Raw genomic sequence first — 14,996 nt, forward strand, 5'->3', positions numbered from 1 at the left:
CTCAGTGGACCCCTTGCTTCTTCAAGGCGTCGGCGATCTTTTCCAGCGTGTTGCGCATGGCCTTCTGCTCGTCCGATTGGGCTTCGACCCAGTCGCGCATGATCTGCTGCTCGGAGCGCATGTTCTTGACCAGCCCCGATATGCCGTCGGCCAGATTGGCCATGGCGGTGGCGACGCGCGGATTGGAGCCGCCGCCATTCTCCTGCAGACTGCGCAGCCGCTCGGACAGCAGGCGGATGTCCTCGGACGACTCGGCCTTCGAGGTGTCGGCAACGACGATATCGGACGAAAGATCGGTGACCGACGACAGCCAATTCTCAAGCTCGGTGTAGAAGCGGGTCTGGGCGCGGCCGGCCTGCAGGTCGAGGAAGCCGAGCACCAGCGAGCCGGAGAGACCGAACAACGAGGACGAAAACGCGGTGCCCATGCCGGCGAGCGGCGCCGACAGGCCCTGCTTCAACGCGTCGAGCACGGCGGCGGCATCGCCCGTACCAGGGTCGAGCGACTCGATCGTCTCGCGGATCGAGGCAATGGTGTTCAACAGGCCCCAGAAGGTGCCGAGCAGGCCAAGGAACACCAGCAGGCCGACGAGATAGCGCGAGGTGTCGCGGCTTTCGTCGAGGCGGGTGGCGATGGAATCGAGCATCGTGCGCATAGAAGAGGTCGAGAACGCCACCGAGGACGAGCGGCCGATCATCGCCTTCATCGGCGCCAGCAGGACCGGTTCGGTGGTCTCCGAACCGGCGCGGAAGGAATTGACCCAGCGCACCTCGCGAAACAGCCGCCCGACCTGGACGAACGCCAGCAGGATGCCAATCACCAGCACACCGACGATCAATCCGTTGAGGCCCGGATTGCTGGAGAAGGCGGTGGTGATCTGGCGGGTGAGGATGGCGGCGATGAACGCCACGATGATCAGGAAGATCACCATGGTGAGGACGAAGACCTGCGGGCTCGACAGCTTGTGCGGATCGTAGACCAGGACGTCCGACCGCCTGAAGGATCTGAGAAAAGCCATCCGTGCCCCGTTTCCGATGCCGCCGCCACGATTTGTCGCGACTCTAAACGGAATTGTGACCAAAATGAATGGCGCTTGGCAATATCGCCCTTCAGAACCGGTTGACGACCAGGCAGTCGACCATGGCCGCCAGATGCAAGCCGGCGCCGGTCACGACGAAGCCGTGCCAGACCGCATTGTGAAAGCGCAGGCCCTTCCAGGCGAAGAAGATGACGCCGCAGGAATAGACGATGCCGCCGGCAGCGAGCAGCGCGACGGACGTCGTCGGCAGTGTCTCGACCAGCGGTCCGGCGAGCACGACCCCACTCCAGCCGATGGCGAGGTAGAAGACGATGGCCAGCCGGTCGTAACGGCCGGGCAGGAACATCTTGATGGCGATGCCCATTGCCGCGGCCGTCCACACGACGACGATCATGGGCAAGGCCAGCGGCGAATTGTGGAGTTGGGCGAGAAAGGGCGTGTAGGTGGCGGCGATCAGCAGATAGATCGCGGCATGGTCGAAGCGGCGCAGGATCCATTTCGCCGGCCACGACACCGGCCACAGATTGTAGGTCAGCGACACCGACAGCACGGTGAGCAGCGAAACCACATAAAAGACTGCAGCGACATATTCGCCGGGACCGACGTGGAAGGCGGCCAGCGCCAGGAAGGCCGAGCCGGCGGCGATCGCCAGCACGATGCCGACAGCATGAACGATGCCGTCGGCTATCATCTCGGCGCGCGAATAGTGCCAGCGCCCCACGAAAGGGATTTCGATCCGGGTTTCTGGCCGCGCGCGATTCATGGACAATCCTGCATTGCCCTTAATCTGGGCCTTTACAGGTCAGTATTTCAAGATTCCGTTGCGGTTTTGCGACTGCGGCGCCGCGCGTCCTTTCGACGCGCAAAGCACGCTGTGGCACATTGGTTGCGCTGGGACGCTTCCGCGCGCCGGCTGTCAGCGAGGCGGCAGCGGCTTCTTGATGGTCTTGAGCAGGGCGCGCTGGATGACTTCGTTGCCGGCGACGACCTCGCCATTGTCGAGCATGCCTTGCCCGCCATCCATGTCGGAAACGAAGCCGCCAGCCTCGCGCACCAGGAGGATGCCGGCCGCGATGTCCCAGGACGACAGGCCGACCTCCCAGAAGCCGTCCATGCGGCCGGCGGCGACATAGGCAAGGCCGAGCGCGGCGGAGCCGAGGCGGCGCACGCCCGAAACTTCCGCCATGACATTGCGCAATTCGATCAGGAAATTGCCGTGCTGGCCGCGTCCGAGATGCGGCACGCCGCAACCGATCACGGCGTCGGTGAGCTTGCCGCGGCCGGCAACGCGCAGCCGGCGGTCATTCATGAAGGCGCCGCCGCCGCGCTCGGCGGTGTAAAGTTCGTCCATCGCCGGGTTATAGATGACGCCGGCGACGATCTGGCCCTGGCGCTCCAGCGCGATCGAGACCGAGAAGATCGGGATGCCGTGCAGGAAGTTGGTGGTGCCGTCGAGCGGATCGACGATCCAGCGGTGCTGGGCATCCTCGCCTTCGACGGCGCCGCGCTCTTCCATCAGGAAGGCATAGCCGGGTCGCGCCTTGGAAAGCTCGGTGAAGACGATTTCTTCCGCCTTGCGGTCGGCCTGGCTGACATAATCGCCTGGACCCTTCATCGAGACCTGCAGGTTCTGCACCTCGCCGAAGTCGCGCGACAGCGAACGGCCGGCCTTCATCGCGGCCTGGACCATGACGTTGAGGAGAGCGGAACGCGCCATTTTTTCTTCCTGCTTTTGGTTAGTCTGCGCGGCGCACGTAGGTGATTTCGTTGGTGTCGACGATGATGCGCTCGCCGGCACCGATGAAGGGCGGCACCAGGACGCGGATGCCGTTCTCCAGCACCGCCGGCTTGTAGGACGAGGCCGCCGTCTGGCCTTTCACCACCGGATCGGCTTCGGTGATCGTCAGCGTCACATAATCGGGCAGCGAAATGCCGATCGGGCGCTCCTCGTAAAGCTGGACCGTCACCATCATGCCGTCCTGCAGGAAGGCGGAGCGCTCACCGACAAACTCCTTGGCCAGTTCGAGCTGCTCGTAGCTTTGGGTGTCCATGAACACCAGCGCCTCGTCCTGCTCGTAGAGGAAGGAGAAATCCTTCAGGTCGAGCCTTATCTGCTCGACGGTTTCGGCCGAGCGGAAGCGCTCGTTGAGCTTGGTGCCGTTGATCAGGTTCTTCAGCTCGACCTGGTTGTAGGCGCCGCCCTTGCCGGGCTTGACGGTGTTGGTCTTGACCGCCACCCACAGCCCGCCATCGTGCTCGATGACATAGCCGGGACGGATTTCGTTGCCATTGATCTTGGCCATGTTGGACTGATCCGAATGAGATTTTTCTGGCGCAGGCCGCGCATCGGCGCCTCCAAGACCACAAATCGCCCTAAGTGGCAGGGACGGCCGCCCGAGCGGGCGGTAAGGCGCGCCGACAGGCGTCGGTCGCCGAGAACCGGAGTCAGGGGGAACGTGGGGTCGCGCTTCGGCAAGGTGGTGCTCGATCACGCACAATGACCGCCGCCGGTCTAGCGCAGCCGGTTTGCCTTCTGCAGCGCCTGCTTGGTCTGGTCGTCGTCGAGGCCTTGCAGGAAATCGTCCATTTGCGGGTCGATGAGCCCCGCGCGGCGGGCGACGATGTACCAGGCGCCGGCCAGGATCAGATCAGGGTCGGTGCCGATGCCGCCCATATAGAGCTTGGCGAGGCGGTTCTGGGCAGCGACATTGCCGCCTTCGGCCGCGCGCCTCATCCAGGCAAAACCCGACTTCAGGTCGCGCGGCCCGCCACGGCCTTCGATCATCCAGGCGGCGAGATCGATTTGGGCGGTGTCGTAATTCTGCCTTGCGGCCTGCGCCAAAAAGATGCGCGCCTGGGCGTCGTCGCGCTGCTTGCCGCCGACGCCATTGGCATAGAGCTGCGCCATCGCATATTGCGCGTCGGCAAGGCCGGTGGCCGCCGCGCGCTCGTAATAGACCGCGGCCTTGCCAAGGCCGACATCGCCCGGATCCTGCTGGACGAGCAATTGCGCGAAGTTGAACTGCGCCAGGCGATTGCCGGCTTCGGCGGCAGCCTGCATCAGCGCAAAGGCGCCCTTTTCGTCCTTCCTCACATAGCGGCCATCGAGCAGCGTCAGCGCATACTGGAACTGCGCCTCCGGCACGCCCTGCTCGGCGGCGAGCCCATACCATTTCGCCGCCTCCGCCGGGTTGAGCGGCATGCCGAGCCCGCGCGACAGGATCTCGGCCACCAGTGTCTCGGCCGCCGGATCGCCATTCTTGGCGCGCAGCATGGCGAGGTTGTAGGCGGTCTTGTAGAGGCCGCGCTGGAAGGCGCCGTAGGCGGCGTCCGGCTGCTTGGCGCCGAAGCGGTCGGGATTGACGGCGTCCACCGACGGGGGCGTCATGGTGGCCGGCTGCGGCAATGTATTTTCGATCGGCTTGTCGGTGTGTATGTCGGCGCCAAACCTGTTCGGATTGGGTGCACCCTTGTCAGGCGAGCTTATGTCCGGCGAAACGGCACTGGGAGAGGCCGTATTCGGTGCGGCCGCATCCGGCGTGGCTGGTGCGCTTGCATCCGGCCGGGGCTGCGGCACGGGCACGGTCTCGGCCGCAAGCGCGGCATGGGCGAACAATCCCGTCAGAACAACCGGGCCCGTCAGAACAACAAGGCCCGTCAGAACAACAAGGCCAGTCAGAACAACCAGGGAAGAGACACGCCAACGCATGTCAGTCCTCGAAGCGCGGCGCGGTTTCGTCGAGCAGCGCATTGGCGGCGGCAACCGCCGCGCGTGGGTCGCGTCCGTCGGCAAAGACAGCGCTGGACAGCGCCACGAACTCGGCTCCGGTCGCGGCCACGGTTTCCACGGAGGCAAGCTCCGATCCGGCCATGACGATGCAAGGGATCGAAATCATCTCGGCCCACCACTCACCGAGCGACAGGTTGCGGTGATGCGGCTCCGGTTTGTTGTCGTAGCCGAAGCGGCCGAAGAACATGTAATCGGGCCGCTCCTCGCCGAGCCCGAGCGCGTCGTCGCGGGTCTTGGCGCCGCCGACGCCGACCATCATCTTGCCTTGCAGGCGCTCGATCGTCTCGGCAAGCTCCTTGCGGCCGGCCTCGACATGGATGCCGTCAGCTTGAACGCGACCGGCAACACGGCTGTCGCCGGCGATGATGACGGCGATGCCGGCGGCTTGCGCGATCGGCACGATCCTTTCGGCAAAGGCCTGGAAGGAAGCGTCATCCATGCCGTTTTCCGGCAGGATCAGCGAGGCGACGTCGCCGCCTTCGAACGCGGCGCAAATCTGCTCCGCCGGGATAAGCGGCGGCGCGATCAGCACGATGCGGCAGCGGTTGGGCGGATTTGCTTCGTTCATTGGCCTTCGATCCCGGTTTTCGCCTATGCCGGGCGAAGATGGTTGCATTGCGGCATAGAGCAAAGGCGTCCGCTTGAACAGGCGGGCCGGCGCAGCGGCGTGGATCGTTCTTAACGTGTGTCGTCGCGCCTGGTCTTCATGACAAGGTCAAACACGCGCCGCGGGTCCTGGATGCCGATGAACTGCGGGACCGGATCGAGAGCTGGAAACCATCCGGTCATCCTCGACGATCCGGAGAATGGATAGCCCGACGCAGCCGCCCCGAAGCGTAAAGTGCCTCTTGTCGCCGTTTCGCCTGTCAACTGAACATCGGGAATGCGGTCGAGGTCGATCGACGTGAAATTGGCGGAAGGGGCCAGCCGCATGATCAGGATGCGTTCATTCGTGACGGCATAATAGATGCGCCGCCTCAGCCATGCATCGACCATGAACCTGCCGAAGACCATGAAGAACCCGATGCAGACGAACATCGCGCCCCAGGCGTCAAAGAACAACGGTGCTCCTTGTCTCGTTGCGGAGTAGGTCCAGAAAATCGCGAAGCCGCACCAAAGCAGGCTGAAAGGGATCAGGAACAGGTCGCGGCTCGAGAGAAGCAATCCCTGCGTGGGCGTGCCGCTCCACAAAATGCGTTCATGCGGCAACAGCCGACCTTGAAACGAGACATTTTCCACCGCTATCGCCCACCCTTCCGCAGGGTCATTCATCGCATGGGTGATGTTTTGACGACAATACAAATATTCGGCTCCCGGTTGCTATACGCGCATGGCATCCAATCTATGGAGCAGGCGTGACGGCAGGGCAGACACATGGCACAGAACATCTACGACCAAGCCGATTTCTTCGAAGGCTATAGCCGCCTCGACCGTTCGGTCGACGGCCTGGACGGAGCGCCTGAATGGCCGGCGCTGCGCGCGATGCTGCCGGATGTCGGTGGCCTGCGCATCGTCGATCTCGGCTGCGGGTTCGGCTGGTTCTGCCGCTGGGCGCGGGCGCATGGAGCCAGGGACGTGCTCGGCCTCGACCTGTCGGAAAAGATGCTTGCGCGGGCCCGCGCCGAAGGCACCGACGCCGCGATCACCTATGATCGCGCCGATCTCGACGAACTCAGCCTGCCAAAGGCGCGTTTCGACCTCGCCTACAGTTCGCTCGCCTTGCACTATGTCAGCGATGCCGCGCGGTTGTTTGGCACGGTCCACCAAGCGCTGGTTCCCGGCGGCACCTTCGTGTTCTCGACGGAGCACCCGATCTACATGGCTCCAACCCATCCGGGCTGGTCCATCGACGCCGCCGGCCGCAAGACGTGGCCCGTCGACCGATATCTCGTCGAGGGGCCGCGCTCCACCGACTGGTTCGCCAAGGGCGTGGTGAAGCATCACCGCACCATCGGGACAACCTTGAATCTCCTGATCGAGGCCGGATTCGTCATTGGACATGTGGAGGAATTCTGCCCGACCCAGGCGCAGATCGCCGCCAGGCCGGAACTGGCCGAAGAGCTCGAGCGGCCGATGTTCCTGCTGGTCCAGGCGCGGCGATAGTAACGGTCGGCCGCAGGTCTGGAATTGCCCTAAAGCTTGAGCTTGTAGCCGATGTGGCTGGCCTTGAAGCCGAGCCGATCATAGAAGCGGTGCGCATCGAGCCGGCTCTTGTCGGTCGTCAGCTGGGCGACCCGGCAACCGCGCTCGCGGCACGTCTCGATCGCCCATTCGAACAGGCGCTGCCCGAGCCCTTCGCTGCGCCGATGCGCCGCGACACGCACGGCCTCGATCTGTCCGCGCCGGGCGCCGCGCAACGACAGGCCGGTGAGAAAGCTGATCTGCAAGGTGCCGATGACATCGTCACCATCCGTCATCACCGCCAGCAGCTGGTTCGGGTCGGCGTCGATCTGCGCGAAGGCGTCCAGATAGGCCTGCGCCAGTGGCGTGCCGGCGTCCTCGCGGGCGCGGCCGAGCTCGTCGTCGGCCAGCATTGCGACAATGGCCGGGATATCGGCTTCGCGGGCACGGCGAATGCTGATGACGCTCATTTTTTCACACCTCATCGATCGCGACCCGGTCTGCTGGCGTCCTCGTCGCGGTGAGACCGGTTTGCCGATTTGGGCCGGCAATAGCCGATGCCGGCATTCGTGACTATCCCACCGGCTGCATTGCGCGCTATGGCTCGGCTCCCGCCTTTCGAACCTTCCCAACGTCTGCTTTTCAAACCTTCCCAACGTCAGGTTTTCAAACCCTCCCCAATATCAGGTTTTTTCAAACCCCCCAATGTCAGGCCTGCTCAGCGATCCGTGGTTCTATGCCGCCGCCATTCCGGCGGTCATCCTCGTCGGCCTGTCGAAGGGCGGCTTCGGCGGCGCCGTCGGCTTCGTCGGTGTGCCGCTGATGGCGCTGGCCATTCCGCCTGTGCAGGCGGCCGCGATCCTGCTGCCCATCCTGTGCCTGATGGACATCGTTTCGGTGTGGACGTGGTGGGGTGTCTACGACCGCAAGATGCTGGTCGACATGATGCCGGGCGCCGTCATCGGCATCGGCCTCGGCTGGCTGACGGCGGCTCTTGTCACAGAGGAAATGGTGCGGCTGATTGTCGGCGCGGTCGCGCTGATCTTCGTCGCCCGCTGGATCTACCTGCAATTCCGCCACGGCGCCGACCATGCGGCGGCGCCGAACCGCATAGCTGCCGCCTTCTGGGGCATTGTCGCCGGCTTCACCAGCTTCGTCGCCCATGTCGGCGGTCCGCCCTTCCAGGTCTACGCGCTGCCGATCCGGCTCGACCCGAAAGTGCTGTCGGGGACGGCGGCAGTCTTCTTTGCCGCGACCAATGCGCTGAAGCTGATCCCCTATTTCGCGCTCGGCCAGTTCGACACCGCAAACCTAACAGCCTCCGCCGTGCTGATGCCGCTGGCGCCGCTCTCCACCATCGCCGGCGCCTGGCTGGTGCGCCGCATGCGGCCGGAGGTTTTTTATCCCTTTACCTACGCAACCGTTGCGGTGGTCGCCGTCAAACTGCTCTGGGACGGCATTGCCGGCCTGATGTAGGCGTATTGATATTCAGGTGATGCCGGCCTGACCTGAATCTCAACCCGCCTAAGCGTGGGCGGCACATGGCCGCCCATGTCTGCCGTTATCAGGCGGCGCTTGGCACCAGCTGACGGCTGCCGCCGAAGGCGAGCGCGGCGCCGAGTGCGATCACCATCGCCATGCCGGCGAGAATGCCGATGTCATGCAAGGTCGGCTTCAGCACCATGTCGGCGATGATCGCCAGCATCACCGCATAATCGAGGCGCGCCCAGTTCATCATGCGCTGGCCCGTGCCGAGCACGGCCGGCGTCACGCCGTCCTTGACGATCATGGCGCCCATGCGCTCGCCGGTCGGCTTGAAGATGAACATGCCGATCGAGAAGGTCGTGGCGTAGCCGACGAGGCCGATGACGATCCACAGTTCGGAAAAGCCGACCCAGAAGCCGCACATGAGCAGGCCGAAGATCAGCGTGAGCATTGACAGCGGCGCGAAGAACTTGCCGCCGAGCTGGCCGCTGGCGCGTATCGCCTGCAGCTTGTCATCGATGTTGCCGGCGCGCTCGGCGAGCACGCAGAGCAGGAACAGGACGAAGCCGCCGCCGACCCACAGGGTGGCCGAGACGATGTGAAGGAATTTGACGATCGAGTACCAGTCCATGGTTTGCTCCTGGATGTTTTTTTGAGGCAGTGCCAATCCGCAGCGGCTTGGGAGGAGCGGGGTTTTGCGTGGGAAGTGTTTCCGCTTGATGCCGCGAAGGACGGGTTGCTGTTTCTGGCCCTTGGTCAGCGATTGGTTCGAGCCCGCGGGCATACAACGGCGGCCAGTTCGATTAAAAAATCCATGCGCCGTTAAGGGTTCATTAAGCTTTACAGGCGTTTACTATGTGCATCCAGTTTTGCTGGATTCTTACCGAGTGGTTGGAGCCACTTTGTTTGACGCCTCCCTGTTAAACTCCTGAGAGCCGCCTTATCCGCGGCTCTTTTTTTGTCCCCAGGCGGGACAGGGGACCCGCGCCGCCGTTAACCGTTTGTTAAACATGCGCTTGCCTTCATGGGCGTCGAAGCGCATTTTCAAGCCTCAGTCATTTAGGGTGCGGTCGGTATCGGTAAGTATTGCCGAATCGGCTTGCGGCAGTGCAGGGGCATATCGATGAACGAGCCTTCGAAGGGCATCGCCAAAACCATCAAACTGGCGGAGCGCCGGGTTTTCTCCCAATCCTTCAAGCCCCTCTACCAGGAGGGCATGGGCCTGGTCGAGCAGGCGGCCGAGTATCTCGACGGCAAGGGCAGGCTCGAGGCCAAGAAACTGTCGCGCACGGCGGCGACGCTTTACGCGGCTGAATCGATGCGGCTGACCACCCGTCTGATGCAGGTCGCGTCCTGGCTGCTCCTGCAGCGCGCGGCCAATTCCGGCGAAATGACCCGGGACCAGGTTGCGTCGGAGAAATCCAAGGTGCGCCTCGACACCGCGTCGGCGCATGACGAGGCGCTCGGCTGGAACGAGTTGCCGAAGGATTTCCTCGAGCTCGTGACCCGCTCACTGCGCCTGCAGTCGCTGGTGCGCCGCATGGACGAAGAGATCTATGGCGGCACCATGCCCGATACGCATTCGCCCGTTCGCCGCGCCAATCCGGTTTCCGATCAGATATCGCTGCTCAATACAGCCTTCGCTCGCGGCTGACTGGCTGCTTGATCCAGAAGCCAAGGCGGCTCTGGGCCCTCGTTTCTGGTTTGTTCACATTTCGCTGGCATCGCTGTGCGCCAAGGTTAGACTTGGCGCATGGGGGAAGCGATTCGCATCATCGGTATCGATCCGGGCCTGAGGCGCACCGGCTGGGGCATCATCGACAGCCTCGGCAATTCGTTGCGTTTCATCGCGTCCGGCACTGTGCGGTCGGACGACAAGGCGTCGCTGGCGACAAGGCTTTGCCAGTTGCATGACGGGCTGGCCGAAGTGCTGCATCAGGAGATGCCGCATGAAGCCGCGGTCGAACAGACTTTCGTCAACAAGGATGCGACGGCGACGTTGAAGCTCGGCCAGGCGCGCGGCATCGCCATGCTGGTGCCGGCGCGCGCCGGGCTGGTGGTCGCCGAATACGCCCCCAATGCCGTCAAGAAAGCGGTCATCGGCGTCGGTCATGGCGAAAAGAAGCAGATCCATATGATGCTCAAGGTGCTGATGCCGAAAGCGGTCTTCAGCGGCGACGACGCCGCGGACGCATTGGCCATCGCCATCTGCCACGCACATCACCGTCAGAGCGTCGCCTACCGGCTGGCGGCGCTGGCGTGAGGGGACGCTCATGATCGGCAAGCTGAAGGGCACGCTGGACGAGATCGACGAGGACTCCTGCGTCGTCGACGTGCATGGCGTCGGCTATGTCGCCTATTGCTCGGCGCGCACGCTGGCCACGCTACCGTCGCCGGGCGAGGCGGTGGTGCTGTTCATCGAGACCTATGTCCGCGAGGACATGATCCGGCTCTACGGCTTCCAGTCGGCGCTGGAGCGCGAATGGTTTCGCCTGCTGATGAGCAATGTGCAGGGCGTCGGCGCCAAGGTGGCGCTGGCGATCCTGTCGACGCTGGCGCCGGCCGACCTCGCCAATGCGATCGCGCTGCGCGACATCGCCATGGTCTCCAGAGCGCCGGGCGTCGGCAAGAAGGTGGCCGAGCGCATCGTCACGGAATTGAAGGCCAAGGCTCCCGCCTATGCCGGCACCGCCACCGGCACGATCGGCCTCAAGCAGGAGCTCGGCGAAGGCGTCGCGCCAGCGCCCATCACCGATGCCGTCTCGGCGCTGGTCAATCTCGGCTATTCGCGCGACATCGCCGCCAACGCGGTTTCCGCGGCGCTGAAGACGGCCGGCGAAGGCGCGGATGCCTCGAAGCTGATCCGCTTCGGCCTGAAGGAACTGGCGCGGTAATTGCTGTAAACTTAATTTCCGACTATCATATGAAGAGTAAGAAACTTATCGGAAAGTAAGAAAATGGGTGCGTATGCCAATCTGACCTCGAAAGGACAGCTGACCATTCCCAAAGATGTTCGGGAAGCGTTGTCACTGAAGGCTGGAGATATGATCGCTTGGACGGTCGTTGACGGCCATCTCGTCGGAACGCCGCGCAATCTCGATTTTGAAGACCTCGCTGGCTTTCTAGGAGATCCTCCCGGCGGCCCCGCTTCTCTCGAAGAAATCGACGTCGCCGTTCGAGATGCCGTGGGCAGGCACGTGGCAGGGGACAAGCCATATGGTGGGCAAGAGGGCGGCGAGTGACATCGATCGGCATCGACACGAACGTTCTGCTTCGAATGGTGTTGAACGACGATGCTGAGCAGCGCGCAAAGGCCCTCGCCTTCGGCAAGAGCCTGAACGAGGACAAGCTCGGCTTTGTTAGCCTGATGGTGCTGGTTGAATTCAGCTGGTCGCTCATTTCTCGTTACAGGTTGCCAAAGGAACAGATGCAGGCGGCAATCCAAAGATTGCTGAAAATCAAGACACTGATGTTCGAGGATTTCGATGCTATCGTTGTGGCGCTCGAACGATCGAGCGCGCCACAGGTCGATTTTGCTGACGCTTTGATTGCAGAGCACAATCGAAATTTAGGGTGCTCGCATACGATTACGTTCGATCAGCGTGCCGCCAAATCAATCGCCGGCATGGAGCTGCTCGCATGAGCCTTTCCCCTCGTCTCATTGCTCCCGACAAGCGCGGCGAGGATGCCGATCAGACCTTGCGGCCGCAGTCGCTCGACGAGTTCGTCGGCCAGGCGGCGGTGCGCGCCAATCTCAAAGTTTTCGTCGATGCCGCCAAGGGTCGCGGCGAGGCGCTCGATCATGTGCTGTTCGTCGGTCCGCCCGGCCTCGGCAAGACGACGCTGGCGCAGATCATGGCGCGCGAGCTCGGCGTCAATTTCCGTTCGACCTCCGGCCCGGTCATCGCCAAGGCTGGCGATCTCGCGGCTCTGCTGACCAATCTGGAGGAGCGCGACGTCCTTTTCATCGATGAAATCCACCGTCTCAATCCGGCGGTGGAGGAAATCCTCTATCCTGCCATGGAGGATTTCCAGCTCGACCTGATCATCGGCGAAGGGCCGGCGGCGCGCTCGGTCAAGATCGACCTCGCCCACTTCACGCTGGTGGCGGCGACGACGCGGCTCGGGCTGTTGACCAATCCGCTGCGCGACCGGTTCGGCATTCCGGTGCGGCTCAATTTCTACACCGTCGAGGAGCTGGAGCAGATCGTGCGGCGCGGCGCGCGCATCCTGCAAATGCCGCTCGGCGACGATGGCGCGCTGGAGATCGCGCGCCGGGCGCGCGGCACGCCGCGCATCGCCGGCCGCCTGCTGCGGCGCGTGCGTGACTTTGCCTCGGTTGCCGGCGACGGCCATGTCGACAAACGCATTGCCGACGAGGCATTGACCAGGCTGGAGGTCGACGGGCTCGGGCTCGACGCGCTCGACCGCCGCTATTTGTCGATGATCGCCCGCAATTTCGGCGGCGGCCCTGTCGGCATCGAGACGATCGCGGCCGGGCTTTCGGAGCCGCGCGACGCAATCGAAGACATCATCGAGCCTTATCTGATCCAGCAGGGTTTCATCCAGCGCACGCCGCGCGGCCGCGTGCTCACCGCCAATGCCTGGCGCCATCTCGGCCTCGACGCTCCGAAAGACCTTGCCCAGCAGCAGATCAGCCTGTTCCAGGAAGAGTAACGCAGATTTGTTCGCCGGCCGCGCCTCCGCAGGTAGGTCTGCGCAAAATCTGCCCGCCTCGGCCTAGGTGAGGGCACAATTGACGCCTCTAAGCCGAGCCTGACGCAATCCCAAGGGGCTTGGGCCGAACGATGATCACCAGACGTGGCTTTCTGCGCCTCATGGGCGGCTCGTTCCTGTCGATGGCAGCGCTCGGCGCCTATGCCGTCGGCATCGAGCCGATGCTGCTCAGCCATGTGAAACGCTACGCGCTGACGCCGCCGCACTGGCCGGCAGGGCTCAAGCTGCGTGTCGTGGCACTGGCCGATATCCATGCCTGCCGGCCCTGGATGACGCCGGAACACATCGCCTCGCTCGTCGAGGACGCCAATGCGCTGCAGCCGGATGTGGTCGTGCTGCTGGGCGACTATATTGCCGGGATGCGTCTGGTGACGGGGCAAGTGGCGACGCAAGATTGGGCTTCCGCGCTGTCCGGGCTTAAAGCGCCGCTCGGCGTGCAGGCAATCCTCGGCAATCACGACTGGTGGCATGATATTTTCGCTCAAGAAGCCGGTGCCGGGCCGACAGCGGCGCGCAAGGCGCTCGAAGCCGTCGGCATCGGCGTGCTCGAGAACGATGCCTTGCGGCTGGAGAAGGATGGGCAAGGCTTCTGGATAGCCGGGCTTGCCGATCAGCTGGCGCTGCTGCCGGACCACGCCAAGGGCCGCTACGGGATGACCGGGCTCGACGACCTCGACGGCACGCTGGCCAAGGTCGGCGACAATGCTCCCATCATCCTGCTTGCGCATGAGCCGGATATTTTTCCGAAAGTACCCTGGCGGGTTTCGCTGACGCTGTCGGGCCACACGCATGGCGGACAGGTGCGGTTGTTCGGCTATTCGCCGGTGGTGCCGTCGGCCTATGGCAATCGCTACGCCTACGGCCATGTCGTGGAGAACGACCGCAACCTGATCGTGTCGGGCGGGCTCGGCTTCAGCATCGCGCCGGTGCGCTTCGGCATGCGGCCGGAGATCCTGCAGATCGATCTCGGCTAACGCCAGAGCGTTTCACCGTTTCACGGAAACGGCGAACCGCTCTAACTCTTTGTTTTTACGCAATTCCGGACGGAAAACCGCTCACACTTTTCCTGGAATTGCTCTAGCCGCAAGCTCGAGTGACTATCTGGCTGCGCGGACAGGGTTTCCGTCAGCTTCGTAGCCGGTGATGCCAGGCTCCCACCAGCGCACCGGATTGTTTCGGAAGCTGGGCCGGTTTTCCATGTTGTCTACAAGTGCCCCAATCTTCGGATGAAGATCGAGTTTGATATCGAGGTCAAGCGGCCGATTGGCGATGAAGCGAAGATGGCAGGTCAGGAAAACGTCCTGAACCGAAACGGCCTTGCCGAAAAATCCATCGCCTTGCCGGTCGATCCGATGCTCCAGCCACCCCACCAGATGGCCGATACGCTCGGCGCACCGCGTCAGATGCGAATTGCCGTGATGCCTGACCCCGGACCATTGCATCTGGCTGATGGTCGTTGCCGAGATGCCGAGCGTCTGGATCGAGGAGAAGAGGACCTTGTCGGACCATTCCGAGCCCGCGCGAAACATCAGAGGCGCCAGCGCCGGTTCGTGCCCGGCACGCCGCGGATAGGTGGCCAGCAGATACTCGGCGATTACGCCACTTTCCCACAGCGTCAGATCGCCGTCCCGGAATGTCGGGACCTGCAACGCCGGCGTCCATTCGGCGCGGGAGGCAGCGGACGGCGTGGTCGTTTCTTCCTGGCGTTCGTAGTCGAGACCGATTTCATCGAGCACGACACGAACGCCGCGCGCGAAAGGAGACCCGGTCGTGTAAAGCAGCGAGCGCATGATCCCGTCCCCCAAGGGGACGAGAAATAACACG

At 63.5% G+C, this 14,996-nt stretch carries 19 protein-coding genes; 9 read left to right on the forward strand and 10 right to left on the reverse strand.

Annotation, left to right across the window (positions count from 1 at the left end; genetic code table 11):
* Position 1: 1 nt before the first annotated feature.
* The 7 genes from ACVDG8_RS22050 to ACVDG8_RS22080 all read right to left on the reverse strand — a co-directional run bounded on the left by ACVDG8_RS22050 (position 2) and on the right by ACVDG8_RS22080 (position 5,891).
* Positions 2 to 1,018, reverse strand: coding sequence for a MotA/TolQ/ExbB proton channel family protein (locus tag ACVDG8_RS22050; protein ID WP_447256591.1), 1,017 nt, complete (start codon positions 1,016 to 1,018; stop codon positions 2 to 4).
* Positions 1,019 to 1,109: 91 nt separating this feature from the next.
* Complete coding sequence (trhA, locus tag ACVDG8_RS22055) at positions 1,110 to 1,802, reverse strand: PAQR family membrane homeostasis protein TrhA (RefSeq protein ID WP_447256592.1); 693 nt, start codon at positions 1,800 to 1,802, stop codon at positions 1,110 to 1,112.
* Positions 1,803 to 1,955: 153 nt separating this feature from the next.
* The gene (locus tag ACVDG8_RS22060; RefSeq protein WP_447256593.1) at positions 1,956 to 2,756 is read right to left on the reverse strand and encodes an inositol monophosphatase family protein; all 801 of its coding nucleotides are present in this window, start codon (positions 2,754 to 2,756) and stop codon (positions 1,956 to 1,958) included.
* Positions 2,757 to 2,775: 19 nt separating this feature from the next.
* A complete protein-coding gene (efp, locus tag ACVDG8_RS22065; RefSeq protein ID WP_447256594.1) occupies positions 2,776 to 3,342 on the reverse strand; it encodes an elongation factor P in 567 nt (188 codons plus the stop codon).
* A 209-nt stretch (positions 3,343 to 3,551) separates the two neighbouring features.
* Positions 3,552 to 4,748, reverse strand: a complete 1,197-nt coding sequence (locus tag ACVDG8_RS22070; RefSeq protein ID WP_447256595.1) for a tetratricopeptide repeat protein — start codon at positions 4,746 to 4,748, stop codon at positions 3,552 to 3,554.
* A 1-nt stretch (position 4,749) separates the two neighbouring features.
* Entirely contained in the window at positions 4,750 to 5,397 is a 648-nt protein-coding gene (locus ACVDG8_RS22075) for a thiamine phosphate synthase (RefSeq protein ID WP_447256596.1), read from the reverse strand.
* A 110-nt stretch (positions 5,398 to 5,507) separates the two neighbouring features.
* On the reverse strand, positions 5,508 to 5,891 hold the full coding sequence (locus ACVDG8_RS22080) for a hypothetical protein (protein WP_447256597.1): 384 nt from the start codon (positions 5,889 to 5,891) through the stop codon (positions 5,508 to 5,510).
* Between the two features lie 312 nt (positions 5,892 to 6,203).
* Between ACVDG8_RS22080 and ACVDG8_RS22085 the strand changes: the two genes are divergently transcribed.
* Positions 6,204 to 6,932, forward strand: a complete 729-nt coding sequence (locus ACVDG8_RS22085) for a class I SAM-dependent methyltransferase (protein ID WP_447256598.1) — start codon at positions 6,204 to 6,206, stop codon at positions 6,930 to 6,932.
* A 29-nt stretch (positions 6,933 to 6,961) separates the two neighbouring features.
* Here the strand turns inward: ACVDG8_RS22085 and ACVDG8_RS22090 are convergent, their stop codons facing one another.
* The gene (locus tag ACVDG8_RS22090) at positions 6,962 to 7,420 is read right to left on the reverse strand and encodes an N-acetyltransferase family protein (RefSeq protein WP_447256599.1); all 459 of its coding nucleotides are present in this window, start codon (positions 7,418 to 7,420) and stop codon (positions 6,962 to 6,964) included.
* Positions 7,421 to 7,655: 235 nt separating this feature from the next.
* On the opposite strand from ACVDG8_RS22090, the gene ACVDG8_RS22095 reads away from it, so the two are divergent.
* Positions 7,656 to 8,426 carry a sulfite exporter TauE/SafE family protein gene (locus ACVDG8_RS22095; protein ID WP_447256600.1) on the forward strand — a complete coding sequence of 257 codons (771 nt, stop codon included), beginning with the start codon at positions 7,656 to 7,658 and terminating at the stop codon, positions 8,424 to 8,426.
* 88 nt (positions 8,427 to 8,514) lie between these two features.
* Here the strand turns inward: ACVDG8_RS22095 and ACVDG8_RS22100 are convergent, their stop codons facing one another.
* Entirely contained in the window at positions 8,515 to 9,066 is a 552-nt protein-coding gene (locus tag ACVDG8_RS22100; RefSeq protein ID WP_447256601.1) for a DUF2269 family protein, read from the reverse strand.
* A gap of 492 nt (positions 9,067 to 9,558) precedes the next feature.
* Here ACVDG8_RS22100 and rcdA point away from each other — a divergent pair, with 492 nt between their 5' ends.
* The 7 genes from rcdA to ACVDG8_RS22135 all read left to right on the forward strand — a co-directional run bounded on the left by rcdA (position 9,559) and on the right by ACVDG8_RS22135 (position 14,146).
* Positions 9,559 to 10,089 (forward strand): protease adaptor protein RcdA, encoded by a 531-nt coding sequence (gene rcdA, locus ACVDG8_RS22105; protein WP_447256602.1) that lies wholly within the window; start codon positions 9,559 to 9,561, stop codon positions 10,087 to 10,089.
* 99 nt (positions 10,090 to 10,188) lie between these two features.
* A complete protein-coding gene (gene ruvC / locus ACVDG8_RS22110) occupies positions 10,189 to 10,698 on the forward strand; it encodes a crossover junction endodeoxyribonuclease RuvC (RefSeq protein ID WP_447256603.1) in 510 nt (169 codons plus the stop codon).
* Positions 10,699 to 10,708: 10 nt separating this feature from the next.
* Positions 10,709 to 11,329 (forward strand): Holliday junction branch migration protein RuvA, encoded by a 621-nt coding sequence (gene ruvA / locus ACVDG8_RS22115; protein ID WP_447256604.1) that lies wholly within the window; start codon positions 10,709 to 10,711, stop codon positions 11,327 to 11,329.
* A gap of 63 nt (positions 11,330 to 11,392) precedes the next feature.
* Positions 11,393 to 11,677: an AbrB/MazE/SpoVT family DNA-binding domain-containing protein gene (locus ACVDG8_RS22120; protein WP_447256605.1), complete on the forward strand. Its 285-nt coding sequence runs from the start codon at positions 11,393 to 11,395 to the stop codon at positions 11,675 to 11,677.
* Complete coding sequence (locus ACVDG8_RS22125; protein ID WP_447256606.1) at positions 11,674 to 12,078, forward strand: PIN domain-containing protein; 405 nt, start codon at positions 11,674 to 11,676, stop codon at positions 12,076 to 12,078. The genes ACVDG8_RS22120 and ACVDG8_RS22125 overlap by 4 nt, the downstream gene beginning before the upstream one ends.
* Positions 12,075 to 13,112, forward strand: a complete 1,038-nt coding sequence (gene ruvB, locus ACVDG8_RS22130) for a Holliday junction branch migration DNA helicase RuvB (protein ID WP_447256607.1) — start codon at positions 12,075 to 12,077, stop codon at positions 13,110 to 13,112. Before ACVDG8_RS22125 ends, ruvB begins: the two co-directional genes overlap by 4 nt.
* Before the next feature lie 131 nt (positions 13,113 to 13,243).
* Positions 13,244 to 14,146, forward strand: coding sequence for a metallophosphoesterase (locus ACVDG8_RS22135; RefSeq protein WP_447256608.1), 903 nt, complete (start codon positions 13,244 to 13,246; stop codon positions 14,144 to 14,146).
* 123 nt (positions 14,147 to 14,269) lie between these two features.
* Here the strand turns inward: ACVDG8_RS22135 and ACVDG8_RS22140 are convergent, their stop codons facing one another.
* Entirely contained in the window at positions 14,270 to 14,962 is a 693-nt protein-coding gene (locus ACVDG8_RS22140) for a glutathione S-transferase family protein (RefSeq protein ID WP_447256609.1), read from the reverse strand.
* Positions 14,963 to 14,996 lie beyond the last annotated feature (34 nt).

The organism is Mesorhizobium sp. ORM8.1 (assembly GCF_053005525.2).